Origin of the sequence: Pseudomonas sp. CFBP2511, from assembly GCF_030209255.1 — a bacterium.
Lineage (GTDB): Bacteria > Pseudomonadota > Gammaproteobacteria > Pseudomonadales > Pseudomonadaceae > Aquipseudomonas > Aquipseudomonas avellanae.
Window position 1 is genome coordinate 184,329 of sequence record NZ_JARVSI010000006.1, and the last position, 25,961, is coordinate 210,289.

The 25,961-nt window shown below is 60.1% G+C and carries 20 protein-coding genes and 1 pseudogene; 8 read left to right on the top strand and 13 right to left on the bottom strand.

Annotated features, from left to right (window positions below; translation table 11 throughout):
* Window positions 1-226: 226 nt before the first annotated feature.
* The 3 genes and pseudogenes from QRN38_RS05660 to cobA form a co-directional block, all read left to right on the top strand.
* Window positions 227-1,432: pseudogene (locus QRN38_RS05660) on the top strand (NAD(P)/FAD-dependent oxidoreductase); the annotation flags it as partial.
* A gap of 20 nt (window positions 1,433-1,452) precedes the next feature.
* Entirely contained in the window at window positions 1,453-4,173 is a 2,721-nt protein-coding gene (locus QRN38_RS05665; RefSeq protein WP_057417815.1) for a nitrate reductase, read from the top strand.
* Window positions 4,174-4,183: 10 nt separating this feature from the next.
* Entirely contained in the window at window positions 4,184-4,945 is a 762-nt protein-coding gene (gene cobA, locus QRN38_RS05670; RefSeq protein WP_057417814.1) for a uroporphyrinogen-III C-methyltransferase, read from the top strand.
* An 87-nt stretch (window positions 4,946-5,032) separates the two neighbouring features.
* Here cobA and QRN38_RS05675 read toward each other — a convergent pair whose 3' ends face one another.
* From QRN38_RS05675 to ppsA, 8 genes are all read right to left on the bottom strand, one after another.
* Entirely contained in the window at window positions 5,033-6,067 is a 1,035-nt protein-coding gene (locus QRN38_RS05675; RefSeq protein ID WP_003382460.1) for an OmpA family protein, read from the bottom strand.
* A gap of 106 nt (window positions 6,068-6,173) precedes the next feature.
* On the bottom strand, window positions 6,174-6,764 hold the full coding sequence (sigX, locus tag QRN38_RS05680) for an RNA polymerase sigma factor SigX (protein ID WP_005738001.1): 591 nt from the start codon (window positions 6,762-6,764) through the stop codon (window positions 6,174-6,176).
* Window positions 6,765-6,846: 82 nt separating this feature from the next.
* The gene (locus QRN38_RS05685; protein ID WP_003382463.1) at window positions 6,847-7,671 is read right to left on the bottom strand and encodes a mechanosensitive ion channel family protein; all 825 of its coding nucleotides are present in this window, start codon (window positions 7,669-7,671) and stop codon (window positions 6,847-6,849) included.
* Window positions 7,672-7,673: 2 nt separating this feature from the next.
* Window positions 7,674-7,922, bottom strand: coding sequence for a crfX protein (locus tag QRN38_RS05690; RefSeq protein WP_003382465.1), 249 nt, complete (start codon window positions 7,920-7,922; stop codon window positions 7,674-7,676).
* A gap of 85 nt (window positions 7,923-8,007) precedes the next feature.
* Window positions 8,008-9,003 (bottom strand): divalent cation transporter CmaX, encoded by a 996-nt coding sequence (cmaX, locus tag QRN38_RS05695; RefSeq protein WP_003382467.1) that lies wholly within the window; start codon window positions 9,001-9,003, stop codon window positions 8,008-8,010.
* Between the two features lie 11 nt (window positions 9,004-9,014).
* On the bottom strand, window positions 9,015-9,503 hold the full coding sequence (gene rraA, locus QRN38_RS05700) for a ribonuclease E activity regulator RraA (RefSeq protein ID WP_005765718.1): 489 nt from the start codon (window positions 9,501-9,503) through the stop codon (window positions 9,015-9,017).
* Between the two features lie 88 nt (window positions 9,504-9,591).
* Window positions 9,592-10,584 carry an alpha/beta fold hydrolase gene (locus QRN38_RS05705; protein ID WP_005765719.1) on the bottom strand — a complete coding sequence of 331 codons (993 nt, stop codon included), beginning with the start codon at window positions 10,582-10,584 and terminating at the stop codon, window positions 9,592-9,594.
* A 193-nt stretch (window positions 10,585-10,777) separates the two neighbouring features.
* Window positions 10,778-13,153 (bottom strand): phosphoenolpyruvate synthase, encoded by a 2,376-nt coding sequence (gene ppsA / locus QRN38_RS05710; RefSeq protein WP_010213679.1) that lies wholly within the window; start codon window positions 13,151-13,153, stop codon window positions 10,778-10,780.
* A 193-nt stretch (window positions 13,154-13,346) separates the two neighbouring features.
* Here ppsA and ppsR point away from each other — a divergent pair, with 193 nt between their 5' ends.
* Window positions 13,347-14,165 (top strand): posphoenolpyruvate synthetase regulatory kinase/phosphorylase PpsR, encoded by an 819-nt coding sequence (ppsR, locus tag QRN38_RS05715; protein ID WP_003382474.1) that lies wholly within the window; start codon window positions 13,347-13,349, stop codon window positions 14,163-14,165.
* 5 nt (window positions 14,166-14,170) lie between these two features.
* On the opposite strand, the gene prpF is transcribed toward ppsR, so the two are convergent.
* From prpF to QRN38_RS05740, 5 genes are all read right to left on the bottom strand, one after another.
* Window positions 14,171-15,361, bottom strand: coding sequence for a 2-methylaconitate cis-trans isomerase PrpF (gene prpF, locus QRN38_RS05720; RefSeq protein ID WP_057417813.1), 1,191 nt, complete (start codon window positions 15,359-15,361; stop codon window positions 14,171-14,173).
* 120 nt (window positions 15,362-15,481) lie between these two features.
* Window positions 15,482-18,073: a Fe/S-dependent 2-methylisocitrate dehydratase AcnD gene (acnD, locus tag QRN38_RS05725; protein ID WP_057417812.1), complete on the bottom strand. Its 2,592-nt coding sequence runs from the start codon at window positions 18,071-18,073 to the stop codon at window positions 15,482-15,484.
* A 74-nt stretch (window positions 18,074-18,147) separates the two neighbouring features.
* Window positions 18,148-19,275, bottom strand: coding sequence for a bifunctional 2-methylcitrate synthase/citrate synthase (prpC, locus tag QRN38_RS05730; protein WP_057417811.1), 1,128 nt, complete (start codon window positions 19,273-19,275; stop codon window positions 18,148-18,150).
* A gap of 140 nt (window positions 19,276-19,415) precedes the next feature.
* Window positions 19,416-20,309 carry a methylisocitrate lyase gene (prpB, locus tag QRN38_RS05735; RefSeq protein ID WP_057417810.1) on the bottom strand — a complete coding sequence of 298 codons (894 nt, stop codon included), beginning with the start codon at window positions 20,307-20,309 and terminating at the stop codon, window positions 19,416-19,418.
* Complete coding sequence (locus tag QRN38_RS05740; RefSeq protein WP_005765725.1) at window positions 20,306-21,025, bottom strand: GntR family transcriptional regulator; 720 nt, start codon at window positions 21,023-21,025, stop codon at window positions 20,306-20,308. Before QRN38_RS05740 ends, prpB begins: the two co-directional genes overlap by 4 nt.
* A gap of 299 nt (window positions 21,026-21,324) precedes the next feature.
* On the opposite strand from QRN38_RS05740, the gene rloA reads away from it, so the two are divergent.
* The 4 genes from rloA (at window position 21,325) to pabB (ending at window position 25,832) form a co-directional block, all read left to right on the top strand.
* Window positions 21,325-21,876 carry a retropepsin-like aspartic peptidase RloA gene (gene rloA / locus QRN38_RS05745; protein WP_005765726.1) on the top strand — a complete coding sequence of 184 codons (552 nt, stop codon included), beginning with the start codon at window positions 21,325-21,327 and terminating at the stop codon, window positions 21,874-21,876.
* 4 nt (window positions 21,877-21,880) lie between these two features.
* Window positions 21,881-23,422 (top strand): osmotic stress tolerance membrane protein RloB, encoded by a 1,542-nt coding sequence (gene rloB / locus QRN38_RS05750; protein ID WP_005765727.1) that lies wholly within the window; start codon window positions 21,881-21,883, stop codon window positions 23,420-23,422.
* Complete coding sequence (locus tag QRN38_RS05755) at window positions 23,422-24,399, top strand: alpha-L-glutamate ligase-like protein (RefSeq protein WP_162491793.1); 978 nt, start codon at window positions 23,422-23,424, stop codon at window positions 24,397-24,399. The genes rloB and QRN38_RS05755 overlap by 1 nt, the downstream gene beginning before the upstream one ends.
* Before the next feature lie 89 nt (window positions 24,400-24,488).
* Entirely contained in the window at window positions 24,489-25,832 is a 1,344-nt protein-coding gene (gene pabB, locus QRN38_RS05760) for an aminodeoxychorismate synthase component I (RefSeq protein WP_057417808.1), read from the top strand.
* Window positions 25,833-25,961 lie beyond the last annotated feature (129 nt).

Consider the following 25,961-nt stretch of genomic DNA (forward strand, 5'->3'; position numbering starts at 1 on the left):
CCGCGACTATCGCCAATACACCCGTTTATGCGCGTGAACACGAGTTGGCACAAGCGCTGCATAGTCCCTTTCAGATCATTCATAACGCGCAGCCTTCAACGATGAAGGCTGCGCCTCCCGAGAGAACGGGACCGGACAAAGGCGTCCCCGTCAGGCAACTGGCGGGACGCCTTTTTTTGTTTGCGCACACTGTGTCGAGCCCGCTCTCTGGCGACTCGGAGGCAAGATGAAAAAACTCAAACTGGTGATGATTGGCAACGGCATGGCCGGCGTGCGCACACTCGAAGAGTTGTTGAAGCTGAGCGAAGACCTGTACGACATCACCGTCTTCGGCGCCGAGCCACACCCCAACTACAACCGCATCCTGCTGTCGCCGGTGCTGGCCGGCGAGCAGAACTTCGAAGACATCGTGCTCAACGATCTGGCCTGGTACCAAGGCAACGGTATCCAGCTGTTGCTGAACCGCCGTGTGGTCAAGATCGATCGCATCAAGCGCCTGGTGATCGCCGATGACGGCACCCAGGCCCATTATGACCGACTGTTGATCGCCACCGGGTCACGCCCTTTCATTCTGCCGATCCCCGGCAACACGCTGGACGGCGTGATCGGCTATCGCGACATCGGTCACACCCGGCAGATGATCGACACCGCCGTCACACACAAACACGCAGTCGTCATCGGCGGCGGCCTGCTAGGGCTGGAAGCGGCCAACGGCCTGAGCCTGCGCGGCATGCAGGTCACGGTCATTCATAACGGTCAGACCCTGCTGGAACGCCAGCTGGACAAGACTAGCGGCCTGATGCTGCAAGCCGCGCTGGAGCTGCGCGGCCTGAGCTTTCGCCTCAATGAACAGACCCAAGCCCTGCTCGGCGATGACCAGGGTCGCGTGCGGGCCGTGCAATTGAAGAACGGCGACGTCATTGACGCAGACCTGGTGGTCATGGCAGCAGGCATACGGCCCAACACCGAGCTGGCCGAACAGGCGGGCCTGCCGTGCAACCGCGGAATTCTGGTCAACGACACGCTGCAGACCTTCGATCCGCGCATCTATGCCATCGGCGAGTGCGTCAGCCATCGCGGCATCGCCTACGGGCTGGTCGCGCCGCTGTTCGAACAGGCCCGGGTCTGCGCCAATCACCTCGCCCAGCTCGGGTTTGCCCGCTATCCGGGCTCGGTCACCTCGACCAAGCTGAAAGTCACGGGTATCGACCTGTTTTCGGCCGGTGATTTTCTGGGTGGCGAAGGCACTGAAAGCATCACCCTCTCGGACCCCATCGGCGGTGTCTACAAGAAGCTGGTGATCAAAAATGACATTCTGGTCGGCGCCTGCCTGTACGGCGACACCGCCGACGGCAGTTGGTACTTGCAACAGATCCGTGATGGCCAGGGCATTGATGCCATCCGCAATCACCTGATGTTCGGCAAACCCGCTGCCACACCGGCTGCTTGCGCATGACCAGCCTGGCCATCCAGACCACTCAGGTGACGGCATCCACCTGCTGCTATTGCGGCGTCGGCTGCGGGGTGCTGATCGAGCATGACGGGCAGCGCATTCTCGGCGTCAGCGGCGATCCCCAACACCCGGCGAACTTCGGCAAGCTGTGCAGCAAAGGTTCGAGCCTGCACCTGACCGGCGATATCGAAGCACGGGCGTTGTACCCGGAGCTGCGCCTGAGCAAAGGGCTGGCGCGCAGCGTGACCGATTGGGACACCGCACTGGAGCACGCCGCCACCGTGTTTGCCGAGAGCATTCGCGAACACGGCCCCGACAGCGTGGCGTTCTACATTTCCGGCCAGCTGCTGACCGAGGACTACTACGCGTTCAACAAGCTGGCCCGCGCACTGGTCGGCACCAACAACATCGACAGCAACTCGCGGCTGTGCATGTCTTCGGCCGTGGCCGGCTACAAGCGCAGCCTGGGGGCCGATGCGCCGCCGTGCAGCTACGAGGACCTCGAGCTGAGCGACTGCGTGATGATCGTCGGCAGCAACATGGCTTACGCGCATCCGATTCTGTTTCGCCGTCTGGAAGAAGCAAAAAGCCGCCGTCCCGCGATGAAACTCATCGTCATCGATCCGCGTCGCACCGACACCTGCGAACTGGCGGACCTGCACCTGGCGATTCAGCCCGGCACCGACGTCGCGCTGTTTCACGGCATCCTGCACGTATTGATGAGCGAAAACCTGATCGACCCGCAATTCATTGCCGCCCACACGCTGGGCTATGACGAACTGGCAGCGCTGGTACGTGATTATCCGCCTGAACGCGTGGCAAACATCTGCGGTATTTCTCAGCAACACTTGCACACCTGCGCCCGCTGGGTAGGCAAGTCGGCGGGCTTTCTGTCGCTGTGGTGCATGGGTTTGAATCAGTCCACTGCCGGCAGCGCGAAAAACAGCGCGTTGATCAATCTGCACCTGGCCACCGGGCAGATTGGCCGACCCGGCGCCGGCCCTTTCTCGCTCACCGGCCAGCCCAACGCCATGGGCGGTCGCGAAACCGGCAGCCTGTCCAACCTGCTGCCAGGCCATCGCGATGCCGCCAATCCCGAACACCGCGCCGAAGTGGCCGAGTACTGGGGCATCGACAGCCTGCCGGCTACTCCCGGCCTGCCCGCCATCGAGCTGTTCGAGCAACTGCAAAACGGCACGATCAAAGCCTTGTGGATTGCCTGCACCAACCCGGCACAATCACTGCCCGACCAGAACAGAATCCGTCAGGCGCTTGAAACCTGCCCGTTCGTGGTGCTTCAGGAAGCCTTCAAGACCACCGAAACCGCACGCTTTGCCGACCTGCTGCTGCCCGCCGCCAGTTGGGGGGAAAAGGAAGGCACGGTCACCAACTCGGAACGGCGCATCTCCAATGTGCGCAAAGCCATTCAGGCACCCGGTGAAGCCCGTTCCGACTGGGCCATTACCGTGGATTTCGCCCAGCGTCTGCAAAAGCGCCTGCAGCCAGAAGCTCCTGCACTGTTCGACTTCCAGACGCCAAAATCGCTGTTCGATGAGTTCAAGGGCCTGACGGTCGGGCGCGATCTGGACATGTCCGGTATCGACCGCGAACTGATTGACCGCCAAGGCCCGCAGCAATGGCCGTTCCCGATAGGCGCCAGCGTGGGCACACCGCGTCTTTATCTCGATGGTATTTTCCCGACGGCTTCGGGCCGCGCACAGTTTTTGGCCGAGCCCTATATCGCCGCCCGAGAATTGCGTGACGCTGAATATCCACTGACGCTCAACACCGGCAGGCTGCGCGATCAATGGCACGGCATGAGCCGCACCGGCACCGCCGCGCGCTTGTTCGGGCATGTCAGCGAGGCGCTGTTGAGCCTCAACCCACAGCAAATGCTTGGCCATGACCTGCAGAACGGCGATCTGGTCAAACTGATCAGCCGACGCGGCGAACTGCTGCTGCCGGTCAGCAGTGATGACAGCGTTGTCGCCGGCCAGGCTTTTTTGCCGATGCACTGGGGCGACCGGTTTCTCAAGGGCGGCGTGAACGTCCTGACCCAGCCTGCCTTCGACCCGCTCTCCAAACAGCCGGAGCTCAAGCACTCCGGGGTCAGAATCGAAAAAGCCCGGCTGCCCTGGCAGTTCTTCGCCTTGATCGAAGGCAATGTGCAACAGCACATGGAGCGCCTGCGACCGCTGTGCGAAGCGTTCACCTACCTGAGCATGGGCCTGATCGGGCGAGAACGACCGGCACTGGTGGTGCGCGCGGCCAGCACCGAAGCGCCAGACTCGACGCTGCTGCAGCGCATCGACAGCCTGCTTAACCTCGATGAAGGCCCGGTCATGGCCTACGACGACCCCAAGCGTTCAATCGGCAAACGGGTGCGGATCGACAACGGGCGCATCACCGCCATCCGCCTGGCGGGAGAAACGCTCGCCCAGCACTGGCTACAGACGTTATGGCTGCAAGAGCGTGTCGATCCCGCGCTACGGCGCTGGCTGCTGGCGCCTTTGAGCAGCGAGCCCGGCAAAGACTCGACCCTGTCTCGCGACAAGACCTTGTGCAACTGCATGAACGTCAGCCAGAGCACGGTGATGAGCGGTATCGAGCGAGGCCTGAACCTGAATCAACTCAAAACCCAATTAGGCTGTGGGACGCAGTGCGGTTCGTGTGTCCCGGAAATAAAAAGACTGATCAACGCCGTGGCAGTGACTGAATGAGGAATGCAGCATGAGCGCAAAAGTATGGCTGGTAGGCGCTGGCCCGGGCGACCCGGAATTACTCACCCTCAAGGCAGTTCGCGCCTTGCACGAAGCCGACGTGGTGTTGATCGATGATCTGGTCAATACCGCAGTGCTTGAGCACTGCCCGCAGGCGCGAGTGATTGCCGTCGGCAAGCGCGGTGGCTGCCGCTCGACGCCACAGGAATTTATCCATCGCCTGATGCTGCGTTACGTGCGCCAGGGCAAATGCGTGGTCCGCCTCAAAGGCGGCGACCCGTGCATCTTCGGGCGTGGCGGTGAAGAGGCACAGTGGTTGCAGGAGCGCGGTGTCGCGGTAGAACTGGTCAACGGCATTACCGCAGGCCTGGCCGGGGCAACTCAATGCGGGATCTCGCTGACCCTGCGCGGTATCAGTCGCGGCGTGACGCTGGTGACCGCCCACACTCAGGACGACAGCAGCCTCAACTGGCAAGCGCTGGCACAAGGCGGGACGACGCTGGTGGTGTACATGGGTGTGGCGAAACTGGCGGAAATTCGCGAAAGCCTGCTGGCAGGCGGAATGATTGGCGACATGCCGGTGGCGATGATTGAAAACGCTTCGCTGCCCTGGCAGCGTGAATGCCGCAGCACACTGAATGCGATGCAGCGTGACGCAGCCGCATTCGAGCTGAAAAGCCCGGCGATCCTGGTGATCGGCGCGGTCGCGGCGTTCAGCAACGAGCTGCTGAATCAGACCCTGGTAGAGCAAGCACAGCTGCGAGCCAGCTGACCCTGCCGGATCCTGACGCTGTACCTGACTAAATCGCAGACAAAGAAAAGCCCGGCCTAAGCCGGGCTTTTCAGTACAAGCGGCTAATTACTTAGCTTGAGCTTCTACTTCTGCTTCTACGCGACGGTTTACTGCACGGCCAGCGTCAGTTGCGTTGTCAGCAACTGGGCGGGATTCGCCGTAACCAACCGAGTTTACGCGGCTAGCGCCAACACCGTACTGGTTAACCAGAACCTGTTTAACGGCGTTTGCACGACGCTCGGACAGTTTTTGGTTGTAAGCGTCAGGACCGACGGAGTCAGTGTGACCTTCAACAGTGGTGGTGGTCTGTGGGTACTGCTGCATGAAGTCAGCGAGGTTCTTGATGTCGCCCATGCTGTTAGGCTTGACAACAGACTTGTTGAAGTCGAACTTCACGTCCAGCTCAACACGAACCACTTCAGCAACTGCCGGGCAGCCATCAGCGTCAACAGTTACGTTGGCTGGGGTGTCTGGGCACTTGTCGACGTTGTCGCACACGCCGTCGTTGTCGCTGTCGGAGCACACTTCAGCTACTGGAGCTGGTGCTGCTTCAACTTTCTTGCTGCCGCCACCGAAGTTTACGCCGATACCGACGCTTGGAGCCCACTCGGTGTCGCCTTGGTCGATGTTGTACTGAGCTTCAACGCCAGCACGAGCATAGAAATTGTCGGTGAAGTACAGCTTGGCACCGCCGCCGATGTTGGCGAAGGTGGAACCGTTACGACCGTTGCGACCGTTCTGGCCAATGCTCTGATCGGAGAAACCGGCAGAAACGTATGGACGCAGCATGTCGCCTGGGTTGTTGAAGTGGTACAGAGCGTCCAGAGCGGTGTTTGCGCCCTTGATGTTCTTGCCATCATCGCTACGAACGTTGTGAACTTCGTCGTAGCCCAGACGCAATTCAACGTCGTCGGTCAGGAAGTAGCCAATCGAGCCGCCGAACAGGTTGCCGTTGTTTTTGAAGTCACGGGCGCTGTCGTACATTTCTTTCTTGGCGAAGCCTTCGATTTCGACTGCGCCTTGGCCTTGAGCCAGCGCGCCGAACGAAGTTGCGGCAACAATAGTACCAATGGCCAAGCCCAAGGTGTTTTTCAGTTTCATCCGTTAAATCCCCATCTGATGATTATAAAGCAGTCCCACAAGGTGGGGACAACTCGTCGGCAAGTGTACCAGACCTTGCCAGTTCGTTAGAGATATTTGCACCGTATTAAGTTTCGGCGATTCCCGCAAATTTCTCACGTAATTTATCCAAAGCCCGCTTGTAACGCATTTTCGTTGCGCTCAAGCCCATGTGCATGATGTCTGCGATCTCCTGGAATTCAAGTTCTGCAACAAAACGCAGTACCAGAATTTCCCGATCGATCGGGTTCACATACACAAGCCAGCGATCAAGTCCGCCCCGCTCTTCAGGTTTGGGCGTCTTTTCTTCCGACGCTTCCTCAAGTGGATCCAGACTCAACGCGTCCATCAAGCGACGCTTACGCCGTTCCTTCCTGTACTGCGTGATGCATTCATTGTAGGTGATGCTGTACAGCCAGGTCTTAAATTTAGATTTACCTTCAAAATTTTTCAACCCGTACAACACTTTAAGCATCACCTCCTGACAGACATCGTCAGCATCGCGATCGTTCCCCAGATATCGTGCACACACGTTAAAAAGCGTTCGCTGGTAACGGCGCATCAATTCTTCATAGGCCCGCGTCACATTGAAAAGCTCGACGTGGGCCCGCGCGACCAGCTCCTCATCAGAGAGCTCGCGGGGATCGTAACGCGTCAAAAACGGTTGAGGTTTATTCAAAACAAATCTTGCCGACAGTCAGTTCAATGTCCGCCACGGCCTGTATCGGCAAACTGGCGGCATAGATTAGCAGGTTAGCCGCTTAACGGCTGATTACTCTCTGCTCCAGGAGAATGCGGTTGGAAAACGACACCAGCTCCCCCTCGTCTGTCAACAGCGTTGTCTTGACCGTACCGATTTCTTCGATCTGCCCCTCTGTATCGCCTACCTGTACCTGCTGGCCGACTTGAAAAAGCTCGCGAACATAGATCCCGGCAATGATCTGACCGGCGATTTCACGACTGCCCAGGCCTAAAGCCAGCGCCACTGTCAGACCAACGGTAATCAATGCAATCACAATAACGTGGTTCAGCAGGTCGGTCTTGACCTCAAGCTGGCTGATCGCAACCGAAATACTGATGATGATCACCAGGCCCTGAGCAATTCGCCCCAGACCTGCGGAATAATCGATGCCTACCCCTTCGGCCGCGCCGCGCACCAGCCCATTGACCAGTTGCGCGAGCAATACGCCAACCAGCAACACCAGTGCCGCACCAAATACCTTCGGCAAATACAGCGCCAACATGTCCAGCGTAGCTGACACTCGCTGCAAGCCAAGCGATTCGGCTGCAGAAACGAGGAAGATCAACAATACGAACCAGTAGACGATCTTGCCGATCAACGTGGAAATCGGCACCTTGACGCCAGCCCGCCCGATGATCTTGGTCAGGCCGGTGCCACCGACCAGACGATCAAGGCCCAGCTTGGCCAGCAATTTGGACAGCAGTGCGTCTAGCAGCTTGGCTACGACAAAACCCAGCAGCACCACAACCAGGGCACCAAACAGGTTGGGGATGAAGTTTGCAACCTTGGTCCACAACGCAGTCATTGCAGCAAGAAGGCTCTGGGTCCAGAGATTCAATTCCATGCTCAATCAGCCTTATCGATAGAACGCGCACCCGACACAGTGCGGCGAGAAACAGGAGAAACGTGGGCGGAGCCGTTGTTCACGGCAATCATCAACGCCTCCGACCAACGCCCCAGCAGACCGAACAACACACCGGCACCCACCTGGCGATTGGCGGTCTTCAGGACACGCCCCAGACATGCATCGTCATCCCGGCTGGAGGATGAAGAATTGAGCATGTCGCGTAAAGATTCTTCAAACGGATCGTGCATCAGGCACCTCACGTAATGTCAGTCAAAGACGCGACGCAAAAACAACAAGTCACACAAAGCCGTCAAAAAAACGGACGAGCCGCCTCTACACCCAGCGCAAACGCCTGAACAACCACCACTGCCCTGCGGCCAGCGCGACAATCAGCGAGCACGCCACCAAAAAGCCGTACGAGCTGTCCGAGCCGGGGATACCGCCGACATTTATGCCCAGCAAACCGGTGAGAAAACTCATCGGCAGAAATATGCCGGTAATGATGCCGAACCGGTACATGGTGCGGTTCATGTGCTCGCGCAGACGCCGGTCTTCGGACTCCAGCAACAGCCCGACGCGCTCGCGAGTCAGTTCCAGCTCTTCCAGATAGCGGGTCAGGCTATTGTTCAGCTCGTTCCAGTAATCTGCGTCGTCATTGGCAAACCAGGACAATTTGATTCGCGAAAGCTGACCATAAATGTCCCGCTGTGGCCCCAGAAACCGGCGCAGACCTGCCGCGCGTCGGCGAATATGCAACAGTTTGCCGTGTTCAGGGCTGTACCGTTCGTCGGCGTCCGTTTTTTCTTCCTCTTCATCGACCGATTCAGTCAATTCGCCCACCAGATCCTGAACCTTGTCGGTCAGGTACTGAGCCAGATAAAGAATCAGCTCCGAGGCGCTGGTAGGGCCTTTGCCCTGCCCCAACAGCTCGATCAGCTCTTCGGTGGCCCGCAACGGGCGCAGGCGCAGCGAGATCACCCGTTGCGCGGCGGCAAAGATGCGCACCGAAACCATGTCTTCCGGCTCGGCACCAGGGTTCAGGTTCACACCACGCAGAAACAGCAGCAACTCCTGATCCGGCAACGGCAGCAGACGCGGCCGGGTGTTTTCCTCAAGCAGCAGGTCGCAGGCAAATTCACTCAACCCACTGCCGGTGCGCAGCCAGGTGTGGGTCTGGGGATGGCTGCGATCCCAATGCAGCCACAGACTTTCCTGTGGCTGCAGTTCAAGCCCTTGCAACTCGGTTCGAGCAATGAAACGCGCCCCACCCTTACCGTCCAGAACCAGGGCATGAACCAGCCCCCACTGCGCGTTTGCTTCATCGAACATGGATACTTCGCTTATTCCGGCATGGTCAGAGGTGATGGGGAAATGATGACGCCATTGTTGTCGGCATACAGGTACTCACCCGGACGAAAGGTCACGCCGCCAAAGGTAACCGGCAAATCCAGCTGCCCTACGCCGCGTTTTTCCGAGCGCTTTGGGTAACTGGCCAGCGCCTGGACGCCCAGATCGGTCTGGGCCAGCATGTCCACATCGCGCACGCAGCCGTAAATCACCAAGCCTTCCCAGCCATGTTTGGCGGCTTTTTCAGCCAGCATGTCACCCAGCAAGGCGCAGCGCAGCGAACCGCCACCATCGACCACCAGCACTTTGCCCTTGCCGTCGAGTTCAACCTGCTCCTTGACCAGCGAGTTATCCTCGAAACATTTGAGGGTGACAATCTGGCCGCCAAACGAATCGCGTCCGCCGAAGTTGCTGAGCATCGGCTCGACGACTTGCACCAGTTCCGGGTAGGCGTCGCACAGATCGGGGGTGATGTAGTGCATGGGGTCAGCTCCTGTAAGTCGCGATGGGTACAGATCCGGTATTGAACCAGAGACAACCGGATGACGCTAACCATAGCGACTTTAACCGCTAACTGCCCACCGCCACCTGAAACTCTGCAACCTGTTCAGGAACGCTGCGCTCACGCAGCCAGTCAATCACACGCGGCCAGACCTGCTGTTGCGCAGCCTTGCTGACCAGCATTTGCACATGACCGAAGTCTTCGCTGAAACCATGCTCACGACCCAGGCAGAGAAACCGTTTGGGCTGGTCGCCGCCGATCTGATCGAACAGCATGCGGCAGGCCCACTCCGGGTCCTGTTGATCACCCACCGCAGCCACTGCAAGGACCGGCACCTGAACCTCGCCAAGCCCCGCCCACCAGTGGTTGTCACGCTCGCCAAAGCGCCCGAACAGCCCTTGCCAGCGCAGGCTTTCCAGTACCAAACCCACCGGCTCGTCTTCCGGGCCGCGCTTGAAACGTGGCCCGGACACATGCGTGAAGGACCTGAGCAGCAAACGGGCCGACCATTGCAGCGGCGGAATTTTCAGTGGCCAGTAGCTGCGGCTGACCTGACTGCCGAACAGCGCCACTGATGCTGCGTTTTGCGGGCCGAGGTACTGACCGCCCAGCGCGGCTGCCAGGGTGGTGCCACCCAGCGAATGGCCGATCCAGTGCGGCGCCTGACCGCTCTGCTCGACGACAAATGCGCCAATGGCCGGCAGGTCGAAGCGGGCGTAGTCGGCCACACAGTTGGCGCGATAGTTCTGGTTGCGCGACGACAGCCCGTGGCCGCGCATCTCCGGGATCCACACGTCATAACCGGCACGGGCCAGATACGGCCCCAGGCCGATACCCTTGGGCGAATACCAAAAGCGCCGATTGGAAAAGCTGCCGTGCAGAAGAATCACTGGAACGCCGCGCGTAGCAGGCTGATCGACCAGCCCCAGGCGCGTGACCACCAACTCGACACTCGGGTCAGGGCTGTTGGCCGGTTTGAGACGGTAGACGTCCTCGACCAGGTCGCCACGACGCTCGGCACTGATCAAGGCAACGGGAAAAAGCTGGCTACTGCTCTGCATATCACTCTTTATCTGGCTGGACAGACTGGATACAACAACGCGCTGGGGCGCCTTGTGGCGCTCTCATAAACGGGTGGTGCACTCATAAAAAAAGCGGCTTCCGAAGAAACCGCCCTTTCAAACACTTGATCCACAAGACGGCTCAGGCGGCCATCGCGTCACAAGCGCAAAGCCACCCAACAGCCGCGTCACATCAGACCGGCGCTTGCGCCTCGGCCAGGAAGAACCAGGTTTCCAGAACCGAATCAGGGTTGAGCGACACGCTCTCGATCCCTTGATCCATCAACCAGCGCGCCAGATCCGGGTGATCGGAAGGCCCCTGCCCGCAGATGCCGATGTACTTGCCGGCCTTGTTGCACGCCTGAATGGCATTGGACAGCAGCTTCTTGACCGCCGGGTTACGCTCGTCGAACAAGTGCGCGATAACGCCGGAGTCGCGGTCCAGGCCGAGGGTCAGTTGGGTCAGGTCGTTGGAACCGATGGAGAACCCGTCGAAATATTCCAGGAACTCGTCGGCCAGAATCGCGTTGGACGGCAGTTCGCACATCATGATGATGCGCAGGCCGTTTTCGCCACGCTTCAGGCCGTTGGCCGCCAGCAAATCGATAACCTGGCTTGCTTCGCCCAGGGTGCGCACGAACGGCACCATGATCTCGACGTTGGTCAGGCCCATTTCTTCGCGTACACGCTTGAGCGCACGGCACTCCAGCTCGAAACAGTCGCGGAAGTTTTCGCTGATGTAGCGCGACGCGCCGCGGAAACCCAGCATTGGGTTTTCTTCTTCAGGCTCGTAAAGCTTGCCGCCGATCAGGTTGGCGTATTCGTTGGACTTGAAGTCCGACAGGCGCACGATGACCTTTTTCGGCGTGAACGCGGCGGCCAGGGTACTGATGCCCTCGACCAGCTTCTCAACGTAGAAACCGACCGGGTCGTGGTAACCGGCAATACGCTTGTCGACGCTGTCCTTGATTTCCGGTGGCAGCACCGAATAGTTGAGCAGCGCCTTGGGGTGCACGCCGATCATGCGGTTGATGATGAATTCCAGACGCGCCAGGCCGACACCGGCGTTGGGCAACTGGGCAAAATCGAAGGCACGGTCCGGGTTGCCGACGTTCATCATGATCTTGAAGGGCAGGTCAGGCATGGCATCGACCGAGTTGGTCTTGATGTCAAAACCTAGTTCGCCTTCAAAGATGTAACCGGTGTCACCTTCGGCGCAGGAAACCGTCACGCCCTGGCCATCCTGCAAGGTGTGCGTGGCGTTGCCGCAGCCCACTACGGCCGGAATGCCCAGCTCGCGGGCAATGATCGCCGCATGGCAGGTACGACCGCCGCGGTTGGTGACGATAGCGCTTGCGCGCTTCATGACTGGCTCCCAGTCCGGGTCGGTCATGTCGGACACCAGCACGTCGCCGGGCTGAACCTTGTCCATCTCGGACACGTCCTTGATGATGCGTACCTTGCCGGCGCCGATGCGCTGACCGATGGCACGACCTTCGACCAGCACCTTGCCGGTTTCCTTGAGCAGGTAACGCTCCATAACGTTGGCCGACGCACGGCTTTTCACGGTCTCTGGACGCGCCTGCACGATGTACAGCTTGCCATCGTCACCGTCCTTGGCCCATTCGATGTCCATCGGGCACTTGTAGTGCTTCTCGATGATCATCGCCTGTTTCGCCAGCTCGGACACTTCGGCGTCGGTCAGGCAGAAGCGCGCCCGGTCGGCAGGCTCGACGTCGATCACCTTGACCGACTTGCCAGCCGAAGCTTCTTCGCCGTAGATCATCTTGATCGCTTTACTGCCCAGGTTGCGACGCAGGATCGCCGGGCGGCCAGCGGCCAGGGTGTCCTTGTGCACGTAGAACTCGTCCGGGTTGACCGCGCCCTGCACCACCGTTTCGCCCAGGCCGTAGGCACCGGTGATAAACACTACATCACGGAAACCGGATTCGGTGTCGAGGGTGAACATCACCCCGGCTGTACCGGTTTCGGAGCGCACCATGCGCTGCACACCCGCCGACAGTGCCACCAGCTTGTGGTCGAAGCCCTGGTGCACTCGGTAGGAAATCGCCCGGTCGTTGAACAGCGAAGCAAAGACTTCCTTGGCCGCGCGGATGACATTATCGACGCCGCGAATGTTCAGAAAGGTTTCCTGCTGGCCCGCAAAAGAGGCGTCAGGCAGGTCTTCGGCGGTGGCGGAAGAGCGCACGGCCACGGCCAGATTAGGGTTGCCTGCGGACAGTTCGGCAAAGGCGGTGCGGATCTCGGCGTTGAGCTTCTCGGGGAACTCGGCTTCCATGATCCACTGACGGATCTGCGCGCCGGTGCGGGCCAGCGCGTTGACGTCATCGACATCAAGGGTGTCCAGCGCCGCATGAATCTGATCGTTCAGACCGCTGAGTTCGAGAAAATCACGATAAGCCTGGGCTGTAGTCGCGAAGCCGCCAGGCACAGAAACACCAGCACCTGCGAGGTTGCTGATCATCTCGCCGAGGGACGAGTTTTTGCCCCCCACGTGCTCTACATCATGGACGCCGAGCTTATCGAGGGAAACTACGTACTCTACCAAGGTGATCTCTCCACTAACCGTGTGTGTTGTTGGGAAAAGCTCATGCACCCGGGCCGCGTGTGTCGTGGTCTCGGGCGTGTCTGGTCGGGCGCAAGCCTGAACCTTCAAAAAAGGTGCGCCTGCAGGCCCTCAGGGCAGGCAAGCACGCCTATGATAGCCAGAATTCGTCAACTGCTTAAGGCCTGGGACAAAAATGAAACGATCTGCTTTCTTCATCTCGGATGGCACCGGTATCACCGCCGAAACGCTGGGCCAGAGCCTGTTGGCACAATTTGAAAACATTACATTCAACAAGTTCACCAGGCCCTATATCGACAGCGTCGAGAAAGCGCGGGCGATGGTACAACAAATCAATAATGCCGCCGACAAGGACGACGTGCGACCGATCATCTTCGACACCATCGTCAATCAGGACATTCGCGAGATTCTGGCGACGTCCAACGGCTTCATGATTGATATTTTCTCGACCTTCCTGGCGCCGCTGGAGCAGGAGCTTAGTTCACACTCCTCGTATTCGGTGGGCAAATCGCATTCCATCGGGCACAACTCCAACTACATGGAGCGCATCGAGGCGGTCAACTTCGCGCTGGACAACGACGACGGCGCACGTACGCACTATTACGACAAGGCCGACATCATCCTGGTGGGCGTATCACGCTGCGGCAAGACCCCGACCTGCCTGTACATGGCCATGCAGTTCGGCATTCGGGCGGCCAATTACCCGCTGACCGAAGACGACATGGAGCGCCTGCAATTGCCGCCAGCTCTCAAGCAGCATCGCGAAAAGCTATTCGGCCTGACCATCGACCCTGACCGCCTTACCGCGATCCGCCATGAGCGCAAGCCCAACAGCCGCTATTCGAGCTACGCCCAGTGCGAATTCGAGGTGCGCGAAGTGGAAAGCCTGTTCCGCCGCGAGAACATCCCCAACATCAACTCCACGCATTTTTCGGTGGAAGAAATCTCCGCCAAGGTGCTGGTCGAAAAAGGCGTGGAACGACGCTTTAAATAGAGGCTTCAGTCGCCCTGCTGCGGCACGCGCACCCAGCCTTCCATCAAGACTCTGGCGCTGCGACTCATCAGGGCTTTGGTGACTTTCCAGCCGCCCGCGTCCTGAACGGCTTGTGCCCCGACCCGCAACGTACCGGACGGATGACCAAAGCGTACTGCGCTGCGCGCCTGACCACCGGCGGCGAGGTTGACCAGCGTGCCCGGGATGGCGGCGGCGGTGCCAATCGCCACGGCGGCGGTGCCCATCATCGCATGGTGCAGCTTGCCCATTGATACGGCGCGCACCAGCAGGTCGATATCCTGCGCGGCGACAGGCTTGCCACTGGAGGAAACGTAGTCAGCAGGCGCCGCAACAAAGGCGACTTTGGGCGTGTGCTGGCGCGTGGCGGCTTCATCGACGCTGCCAATCAGGCCCATGCGTACGGCACCGTAAGCGCGGATGGTCTCAAGCCGGGCGAGCGCAAGCGGATCGGCGTTGATATCGCCCTGCAACTCAGTGCCGGCGTAGCCGATATCAGCGGCATTGATGAAAATGGTCGGAATGCCCGCGTTGATCATGGTCGCTTTCAAAGTGCCGACACCGGGCACTTGCAGGTCATCGAGCAGATTACCGGTGGGGAACATCGAGCCGCCTGCACCCTCTTCATCCGCCGACGGGTCAAGAAACTCAAGCTGCACCTCTGCGGCCGGGAAGGTCACTCCGTCCAGCTCGAAATCGCCGGTTTCCTGAACCTCGCCATTGCTGATGGGCACATGAGCGATGATGGTCTTGCTGATATTGGCTTGCCAGATACGCACGATGACGACGCCGTTCTGCGGCACACGGCCGGGGTCGAGCAGGCCGCTGGCGATGGCAAACGAGCCCACGGCTGCCGACAGGTTGCCGCAATTGCCGCTCCAGTCCACGAAAGGCTTGTCGATGGACACCTGACCGAACAGGTAATCGACATCGTGATCGGGCCTGCTGCTGCGCGACACAATCACCGTCTTGCTGGTGCTCGATGTCGCTCCGCCCATGCCATCGATCTGCTTTTCGTAGGGGTCGGGGCTGCCGATGACCCGCAACAACAGCGCATCCCTTGCCGGACCGGGGGTTTGCGCAGCTTGCGGCAGATCATTGAGCCTGAAAAACACCCCCTTGCTGGTGCCCCCGCGCATGTAGGTGGCGGGGATTCGGATCTGTGGTGAGTGAGCCATGAATTCGTTGTCCTGTTCGAAAAGCGCGCCGAGCGCTCAAAGTCGGACGCAGAGCGTCCAGAACGGCATGCCCACGCGGAGCATGGGCACGATAGTGTTTTTCCGTAAGCTTATCGTTCCTCACGCACCAGTCGTGGCCTCCAGGAAATCCTGAGCAAAACGCTGCAGTACGCCGCCAGCCTCATAAATAGAGAGCTCTTCAGCGGTGTCCAGGCGACAGGTCACTGGCACTTCCAGGCGCTCGCCATTACTGCGCTGGATCACCAGCGTCAAGGTCGCACGGGGTGTGCGCTGGCCGGTCACTTCAAAGGTTTCACTGCCGTCAATGCCCAGGGTCAGGCGGCTGGTGCCCGGTTTGAACTCCAGCGGCAACACGCCCATCCCCACCAGGTTGGTGCGGTGAATACGCTCAAAGCCTTCTGCCGCAATCGCTTCGACACCGGCCAGCCTGACGCCCTTGGCCGCCCAGTCGCGGGACGAGCCCTGGCCGTAATCGGCACCGGCGATGATGATCAACGGCTGTTTGCGGGCCATGTAGGTTTCAATGGCTTCCCACATGCGCATGACCTGGCCTTCCGGCTCTATGCGGGTCAGCGAGCCTTTTTGCACCTTGCCATCGACCACAGCCATTTCGTTGATCAGCTGCGGGTTGGCAAACGTGGCGCGCTGGGCGGTCAGGTGATCGCCGCGGTGGGTCGCGTAGGAATTGAAATCCTCCTCCGGCAGGCCCATTTTCGCCAGGTATTCACCCGCTGCGCTGTCCAGCATGATCGCGTTCGACGGCGAAAGGTGGTCGGTGGTGATGTTGTCCGGCAGCACCGCCAGCGCGCGCATGCCCTTGAGCGTGCGCTCTCCGGCCAGCGCGCCTTCCCAGTAAGGCGGGCGACGAATGTAGGTGCTCATCGGACGCCATTCATACAGCGGCTCGACCTTCGGCCCGGTGTGCTCGTCAATAGCGAACATCGGGATGTACACCTGACGAAACTGCTCCGGCTTGACCGATGCTTGCACGACGGCGTCGATTTCTTCATCACTCGGCCAGATATCCTTGAGACGGATCTCCTTGCCGTCGGCGATGCCCAGCACATCGTTTTCAATATCGAAACGGATGGTCCCGGCAATCGCGTAAGCCACCACCAATGGCGGCGAGGCCAGAAATGCCTGCTTGGCGTAAGGGTGAATGCGCCCGTCGAAGTTGCGGTTGCCAGACAGCACCGCCGTGGCGTACAGGTCACGGTCGATGATTTCCTGCTGAATCAGCGGGTCCAGTGCGCCGGACATACCGTTGCAGGTGGTGCAGGCAAACGCCACCACGCCAAAACCCAGTTGCTCCAGCTCGGTCGTCAGCCCCGCGGCATCGAGGTACAACGCCACGGTTTTCGAGCCCGGTGCCAGCGAAGATTTCACCCACGGCTTGCGGCTGAGACCCAGGCGGTTGGCATTGCGCGCCAGCAGGCCCGCCGAAATCACGTTGCGCGGGTTGCTGGTGTTGGTGCAACTGGTGATCGCGGCGATGATCACTGCCCCATCCGGCATCTGCCCCGGCACCTCGTCCCACTGCCGGGCAATGCCCTTGGCGGCCAGATCGGCAGTCGCGACCCGCGCGTGGGGGTTGGACGGCCCGGCCATGTTACGCACCACGCTAGACAGATCGAAGCTCAGTACGCGCTCGTATTGCACCTCGCTCAGGCTTTGCGACCACAAACCGGTGTGCCGCGCGTACAGTTCGACCAGCTTGACCTGCTCGTCTTCACGGCCGGTCAGGCGCAGGTAATCGATGGTTTGCGAGTCAATGGAAAACATCGCCGCCGTTGCGCCATATTCCGGCGCCATGTTGGAGATGGTCGCCCGGTCCCCCAAGGTCAGGCTCGATGCCCCCGCGCCGTAGAACTCCAGATACGCACCGACGACTTTCTGCTGGCGCAGGTATTCGGTCAGGGCCAGCACCACGTCAGTGGCGGTGATGCCCGGCTGACGGCGGCCGGTCAGCTCGACGCCAATAATGTCCGGCAGGCGCATCCACGAAGCGCGACCGAGCATCACGTTTTCAGCTTCGAGGCCACCGACACCAATAGCGATCACGCCCAGCGCATCCACGTGCGGCGTGTGGCTGTCGGTGCCGACCAATGTGTCGGGGAATGCCACACCATCGAGCACCTGCACCACCGGCGACATTTTCTCCAGATTGATCTGGTGCATGATGCCGTTGCCCGGCGGGATCACCTCGACGTTCTTGAACGCCAGCTTGGTCCAGTCAATGAAGTGGAAGCGGTCTTCGTTGCGTCGGTCCTCGATGGCGCGGTTCTTCGCCAGCGCCTGCGGGTCGTTACCATCAGCCTCAACGGCCAGCGAGTGATCAACGATCAACTGCACCGGCACCACCGGGTTGACCAGCGCCGGGTCGCCGCCCTGCGAGGCAATCGCGTCGCGCAGCCCGGCCAGGTCCACCAGCGCGGTCTGCCCCAGAATGTCATGGCAGACAACACGCGCCGGGAACCACGGAAAGTCCAGGTCACGCCTGCGCTCGATAAGCTGGTTCAGCGAAGCGTTCAAGGTCGCCGGATCACAGCGGCGCACCAGATTTTCGGCCAGCACCCGCGAGGTGTACGGCAACGTGGCATATGCGCCAGGCTTGAGGGCCTCAACGGCCGCGCGCGCGTCGAAATAGTCCAGTTGGGTGCCAGGGAGCGTTTTGCGGAATTCACTGTTCATTACGGGACTCGATCACGGAGTGTTCGGATGCGGATGCGGGTGGGGAGCTCTTCAGCGGCTCCCCTGCCCCCTCTTCAGCGCTGTTCGATGGGCACGAAGCTGCGCTGTTCGACGCCGATGTATTCGGCACTCGGGCGGATGATGCGGTTATTGGCGCGCTGCTCGAAAACGTGAGCGGCCCAGCCGGTCAGGCGCGAGCAGACGAAAATCGGCGTGAACAGCTTGGTCGGGATACCCATGAAGTGGTACGCCGAGGCGTGATAGAAGTCGGCATTGGGAAACAGCTTCTTCTGCTCCCACATGACCTTGTCGATGGCCTCGGACACCGGAAACAACACGCTGTCGCCAGCCTCGTCGGCGAGTTTTTTCGACCAGCCCTTGATGACCTCGTTGCGCGGGTCGGACTCCTTATAGATCGCATGACCGAAGCCCATGATCTTTTCCTTGCGCTCCAGCATGCCCAAGGTGCCTTGAGTGGCCTCATCGGCAGAGGCGAAACGCTGAATCATTTCCATCGCCGCCTCGTTGGCGCCGCCATGCAGCGGGCCGCGCAGGGTGCCGATGGCTGCCGTGACGCAGGAGTAAAGGTCCGACAGGGTCGACGCGCAAACCCTTGCGGTGAACGTAGACGCGTTGAACTCGTGCTCGGCGTACAGAATCAGCGACACGTCTATGACCTTGCGGTGCAATTCGCTGGGGGTCTTGTCCAGCAGCAAATGCAGAAAATGCCCGCCAATGGACGACTCGTCCGTGGTGCAGTCGATGCGTTGGCCGTCATGGCTGAAGCGATACCAGTAGCACATGATCGCCGGAAAGGCCGCCAGCAGGCGGTCGGTGGCGTCGCGCTGCTGATCAAAGCTCAGCTCCGGCTCAAGCGTGCCGAGCATGGATGCCCCGGTGCGCATGACGTCCATCGGATGGGTATCTGCCGGAATGCGCTCCAGCACTTCTTTCAAGGCCTGCGGCAGATCACGCAGCCCCTTGAGTTTGCTCAGGTAAGCTGCCAGTTGGCTTTGCGTTGGCAGCTCGCCATACAGCAACAGGTAGGCAACCTCTTCAAACTGCGCCTCGGCGGCCAGTTCGCGCACGTCATAACCGCGATAGGTCAACCCGGCACCGGCCATGCCCACCGTCGACAGCGCCGTCTGCCCGGCAACCTGCCCGCGAAGCCCGGCACCACTCAATACTTTTGCTTCAGCCATGGTGTTCTCCCATTTTGTTTTGGTGTGGCGGGACGCGAAGACTGTGGTTCAGACGATACATCTTCGGAGAATATACCGGCCCTTTCGCGAACAAGTTCGCTCCTACGGCCTGCGGCCAGAAGCCCGGTATTTCGCAGGTATCAGCCCTTCTTCTGCGCAAACAACGCATCCAGTTTCTTTTCGAAGGTGTGGTAATCGATGGCGTCGTACAGCTCCATGCGGGTCTGCATGCTGTCGATCACGTTTTTCTGGCTGCCGTCGCGGCGGATCGCGCCGTAGACGTTCTCCGCCGCCTTGTTCATGGCGCGGAAGGCTGAAAGCGGATAAAGCACCAGCGACACATCCGCCTCGCGCAATTCATCAACAGTAAACAGCGGCGTGGCACCGAATTCGGTGATGTTGGCGAGGATCGGTACGCCCGCCCGGTTGGCAAATTGCTTGTACATCGCCAGTTCGGTGATCGCTTCCGGAAAGACCATGTCTGCGCCCGCTTCAATACACGCCGCAGCACGTTCCAGCGCCGACTCCAGCCCTTCGACCGCCAGCGCATCGGTGCGCGCCATGATCACGAAACTGTCGTCGGTTCGCGCATCGACGGCAGCCTTGATGCGGTCGACCATTTCTTGCTGCGAAACGATTTCCTTGTTCGGGCGATGACCGCAGCGCTTGGCACCGACCTGATCTTCAATATGAATCGCCGCTGCGCCCGCCTTGATCATCGAGCGTACGGTGCGCGCCACGTTGAAGGCCGAAGAACCGAACCCCGTGTCGACATCCACCAGCAGCGGCAGATCACACACATCAGTGATGCGCCGCACATCGATCAGCACATCCTCCAGACCGGTGATCCCCAAATCCGGGATACCCAGCGAACCCGCAGCCACCCCGCCACCCGACAGGTAAATAGCCTTGAACCCGGCGCGCCTGGCGAGCAGCGCGTGGTTGGCGTTGATCGCGCCAACCACTTGCAACGGCTGTTCGCTGACGACTGCATCACGGAAACGGTGGCCGGGAGTAGTGTTGCTGGAACTCATGGTTGACCTCGGTCGGAAGTTGCCTGGGAAGCCGCCTGATAATGGCGCTCGATGTTGCGTCTGGACGCGCCGATGTGACGGCGCATCAACAATTCGGCCAGCTCGCCGTCGCGCTCGGCGATGGCGTCGAGAATCCGGTGGTGTTCGGCAAAGGCCTGCCGGGGCCGGTTGGGCGTGGTGGAGAACTGGATACGGTACATGCGCACCAGTTGATAAAGCTCACCGCAGAGCATCTGACTGAGGGTGCGGTTGCCGCTGCCCTGAATGATCCGGTAATGAAAGTCGAAATCACCTTCCTGCTGGTAGTAACCGATGCCCGCCTGGAACGCCGCATCGCGTTCATGGGTGTCGAGCACGCTGCGCAGCTCATCAATCTCGGCCTGGGTCATGCGTTCGGCGGCCAGGCGGCAGGCCATGCCTTCCAGGGATTCACGAATTTCATACAACTCGATCAATTCGGCGTGGCTGAGCGCGACCACACGGGCGCCCACATGCGGCACACGCACCACCAGCCGCTGGCCTTCAAGCCGATGGATCGCTTCACGCAACGGGCCGCGACTGATGCCATAGGTGCGCGCCAGCTCCGGCTCGGAAATCTTGCTGCCGGGGGCGATTTCGCCTTTGACAATGGCCGACTGAATGCGTCGGAAAACGTTCTCGGAAAGGGTTTCCGGGTCGTCTTCCGTTGTCAGCAACCTTTCTGCTCCGACCGACATTGTCGACACCTTTAGACTAGACAGGTGTAAATCTAGCCATTAAAGGCACATCAGTCAAAAATAAATCAAAGACTGTCGACAATCACACAATCCCCTGACTATCGACAGTCATAGCCAACCTGAACAGATGCGCGGGTAGACGACTGGCACCTGCAAGGCTTCATGCTAGAATGCGCCTCGTGTTCGCACAGCGCGCTTCGTACCGCATTCACTGCCGGCGACCGCACTGCACCACTATCATCAGGTCCATCCCGCTTGCGCCCTGACCCTGAAGTTTTTCGCTCATCGCGCCAGGATTTATGAGACTGACTACCCTCCCCCCGCTGTTCTGCCTGCTGTTTTTGTCAGGCCTGCTTTTTTCCGCACCTGGCCTGGCCGCCAACAAGACAGTCTATGGCCTCAACGAATACGCCAGACTCATCGAAATCGACGTCGAGATCGCCGCCAAGCTCGACACCGGCGCCAAGACTGCCTCGCTGAGCGCCCGTGATATCAAGCACTTCAAGCGCAATGGCGAAAGCTGGGTGCGCTTTTATCTGGCCAGCGACAGCAAGCATGTCCACCCCATCGAACGCCCGCTGAGCCGGGTCAGCAAAATCAAGCGGCGCGCCGATGATCTCGACCCGGATGACGAAAACAAGTACTCCTCACGCCCGGTGATCAGCCTCGATATCTGCATGGGCGAAGCTTTACGCACCATCGAAGTGAACTTGACCGACCGAAGTGCTTTCCAATACCCGCTTTTGATCGGCTCCGAAGCGTTGAAACGCTTTGATGCGCTGGTCGATCCAAGTCTTAAATATGCGGCAGGGAAGCCCGGCTGCGCTTCCGTCGCTCAAAACGCAGAGTAAATCCATGCGCTCACTTACACTCCATCTGAAAATCCTGATCACTGCCCTCGTGACCCTGGGCATTGCGATCACGGCTTATCAGATACTGGCGCTCGGCATACCCGTGAGCGAAGACGAAACCGATGACTTGTGGAACATCGACGCCAAAGTCGAATTCATCGCCAACCCCAAAGACTCGGTAAAGATCCAGATGTTCGTGCCGCCACTGGCCCACGACTACATCAGCCTCAACGAAAGCTTCATTTCCAACAACTATGGCGTCAGCGTCAACCGTGCTGACGGCAACCGCAAGGTCACCTGGTCCGCCCGGCGCGCCACCGGCAACCAGACGCTTTACTACCGCCTGGTACTGACCAAGCGCTACAGCGGCGAGAAGCCCAAGGTCAAAGGCCCCATCTTTCGCGACAGCATGACCATCGAAGGGCCTGAAAAAGTGGCCGCAGAGGCCTTGCTGGCGCCGATTCGCCAACATTCGGCCGATGTGGAGACCTTCATCACCGAAGCCATCAAGCGCGTCAACAACCTTCACGACGACAACGTCAAGCTACTGCTGGCGGGCGATACATCGCCCTCCAACAAAGCCCGGATCACCGAGCTTTTGCTGTCGATTGCCCACGTGCCCATGGAAAAAGCCCACACCATTCGCCTGGAGGCAGAACAACAACAGACGCCGGAGCTCTGGCTGCGCAGCTTCAACGGCAAGGAATGGCTGTACTTCAACCCCGACACTGGCGAAGCCGGTTTGCCGGATGATCGCCTGCTGTGGTGGACCGGTGAAGAGAATCTGGTCAGCGTCGAAGGGGGCAAGAAAGTGCAAGTCACCTTCAGTCTCAACAACAGCGAAATGAATGCCATGCGTCTGGCCAAACTGACCGACGCCAGCACCGACTCGGATTTTCTCGCCTACTCGCTGTACGGCCTGCCGCTGCAAACCCAACAGACCTTCATGGTCATGGTGATGATCCCGATTGGCGTGCTGGTCATCCTGATTCTGCGCAACCTGATCGGCCTGCAGACCCTGGGCACGTTCACCCCGGTACTGATCGCCCTGGCGTTTCGTGAAACGCAACTGGGCTTCGGCATTGCGCTGTTCACTGTAATTACGGCGCTGGGGCTGTCGCTGCGCTCCTATCTGGAGCACCTGAAGCTGCAAATGCTGCCACGCCTGTCGGTGGTACTGACCTTCGTTGTGGTGCTGATCGCCGCCATCAGCCTGTTCAGCCATAAACTGGGGCTGGAGCGCGGCCTGTCGGTGGCGTTGTTCCCGATGGTGATTCTGACCATGACCATCGAACGCCTGTCGATCACCTGGGAAGAGCGCGGCGGCAGCCACGCAATGAAAGTCGCCATCGGCACGCTGTTCGCGGCGTCTCTGGCGCACCTGATCATGAGCGTGCCGGAATTGACCTATTTCGTCTTCACCTTCCCGGCGGTGCTGCTGGTACTGGTCGGGTTCATGCTGGCCATGGGCAGATACCGTGGCTATCGCCTGACCGAACTGATGCGCTTCAAGGCCTTCCTCAAAGAAGAGGAAAAAGCCAAGTGATCGGCTGGTGGAAGACCTGGAAGGCACTTGAGGCTCGCGGCATCATGGGCATCAACCGGCGTAATGCCGACTACGTGCTCAAGTACAACAAGCGCAGCCTGTACCCGGTGGTCGATGACAAGATCATCACCAAGGAACGGGCCATTGCAGCGGGCATTCATGTGCCGGAAATGTACGGGGTCATTTCCACGGAGAAGGAAATCGACAGACTCGACGAGATCATCGGCGGGCACAACGACTTCGTGATCAAACCGGCCCAAGGCGCAGGCGGCGATGGCATTCTGGTCATTGCCGACCGTTTCGAGGAGCGCTTTCGCACGGTCTCGGGACGCATCATCAGCCACGCAGAAATCGAGCATCAGGTGTCCAGCATCCTCACTGGCCTTTATTCGCTGGGCGGGCACCGCGATCGGGCGCTGATCGAATACCGGGTCGTCCCGGACCCGATCTTCAAGAGCATCAGTTACGAGGGCGTGCCGGACATCCGCATCATCGTGCTGATGGGTTACCCGGTGATGGCCATGCTGCGCCTGCCCACTCGCCAGTCAGGCGGCAAGGCCAACCTGCACCAAGGCGCCATCGGCGTCGGTGTGGACCTGGCCACCGGCGTGACGCTGCAAGGCACCTGGCTGAACAACATCATCAGCAAGCACCCGGACACCACGCACTCGGTAGACGGCGTGCAATTGCCCAACTGGGACGGCTTCATGAAACTCGCGGCCGAGTGCTACGAGCTGTGCGGCCTGGGCTATATCGGTGTCGACATGGTGCTGGATAAAGACAAAGGCCCGCTGATTCTGGAACTCAATGCCCGCCCCGGTCTGAACATCCAGATTGCCAACGACAGCGGCCTGACCCATCGCACCCAGGCCGTGGAGGCACGCCTGCAGCAACTGGCGCTCGAAGGACGTCAGGAGTCCGCGCTGGAACGCGTCGATTTTGTCCAGCAACTGTTCGGCCACGTGCCCAGCGCCTGAGAGTTGTGCCCAATACCGACATACCGCTAGGAGCGCCTCATCGGCAAGGCTACAATCGCCGACCGCGCGCCCAAGACTGACGTTTGCCGATGCCCACCTGTTCGATACATCCCCTGCCCTATAGCGCCGACCCGGCCGTGTTTTTCTCGCGGATCTGTCAGGCGCCGGGGGCCGTGCTGCTCGACAGCGGCAGACCGGTTGCCGAGCGCGGCCGCTACGACCTGCTCAGCGCCTGGCCACGGCAGGAACTGACGATTGCGGATGGCGAGAGCGGCACGGCTTACCTGCAACGATTGCGCGACAGCCTGGCGTCGCTGGGAACGGCGACCTTGCCGGCGGGCTGCGAGCTGCCCTTTGCCGGCGGGCTGATCGGCTACCTGAGTTATACGTTCGGGCGACGCCTCGAACCGCTGCCTGAACAGGCCATCGACGACCTGCAATTGCCCGAAGCGCGGCTGGGGCTCTACGCCTGGGCGCTGATCAGTGATCATCAGGCGCAGACCAGCCAACTGGTGTTTCATCCAGACTTGGCCGACACCGAGCGCGAGCGGCTGGTTGACCTGTTCACTGGCAGCATCAGCGAGGCGCCATCGCACTTCAGGCTCAGCCAACCGTTTCAGGCCAGTATCAGCGCCGACGACTACCAGGACGCTTTCGAGCGAATTCAGGCTTATATTCAGGCAGGCGACTGTTATCAGGTCAATTTCGCACAACGCTTTCAGGCGCAGTGCACTGGCGATCCGTGGGCAGCTTATTGCGCGCTTCGAGCAGCCTGCCCGACGCCGTTCTCCGGCTACCTGGGCCTGTCGGGCGCCGATGCGATTTTGAGCCTTTCGCCGGAGCGTTTCGTCAAGATCAGCGCGAGGCAGGTGGAAACCCGCCCGATCAAAGGCACGCGCCCGCGCAGCCAGGACGCTGTGCAAGATGCCGCTTTCGCCCAAGAGCTGCTGGCCAGCGAGAAGGATCGCGCCGAAAACCTGATGATTGTCGACCTGCTGCGCAACGATCTGGGACGCAGTTGCACAACGGGATCGGTGAAAGTGCCCGAGTTGTTCAGCCTGGAAAGCTACCCCAACGTGCACCATCTGGTGAGCAGCGTGACTGGCGAGCTGGCGGCCGGCAACGATGCTCTGGACCTGATCGCCGGCAGCTTCCCCGGCGGCTCCATCACGGGTGCGCCGAAGATCCGCGCCATGCAGATCATCGACGAACTGGAACCGACTCGCCGCAGCCTGTACTGCGGGTCGCTGCTGTATGTGGATGTACGCGGCGAGATGGACAGCTCCATCGCCATCCGCAGCCTGCTGGTCAAGGACGGGCGCATTTCCTGTTGGGGCGGCGGCGGCATTGTGGCGGACTCCCACTGCGAGGCCGAATATCAGGAAACCTTCACCAAGGTCCGCGTGCTGCTAGAAACGCTTGAGGCACTTTGATCCGCCACGCGGCACAGATGTGACTCAGAGCTTGATGAACAAGAAATGTCCGGTCGTGCGCTGATTATCGTTCCCATGCTCCAGCGTGGGAATGTCGCTTTGGACGCTCCGCGTCCGATCTTGCACACG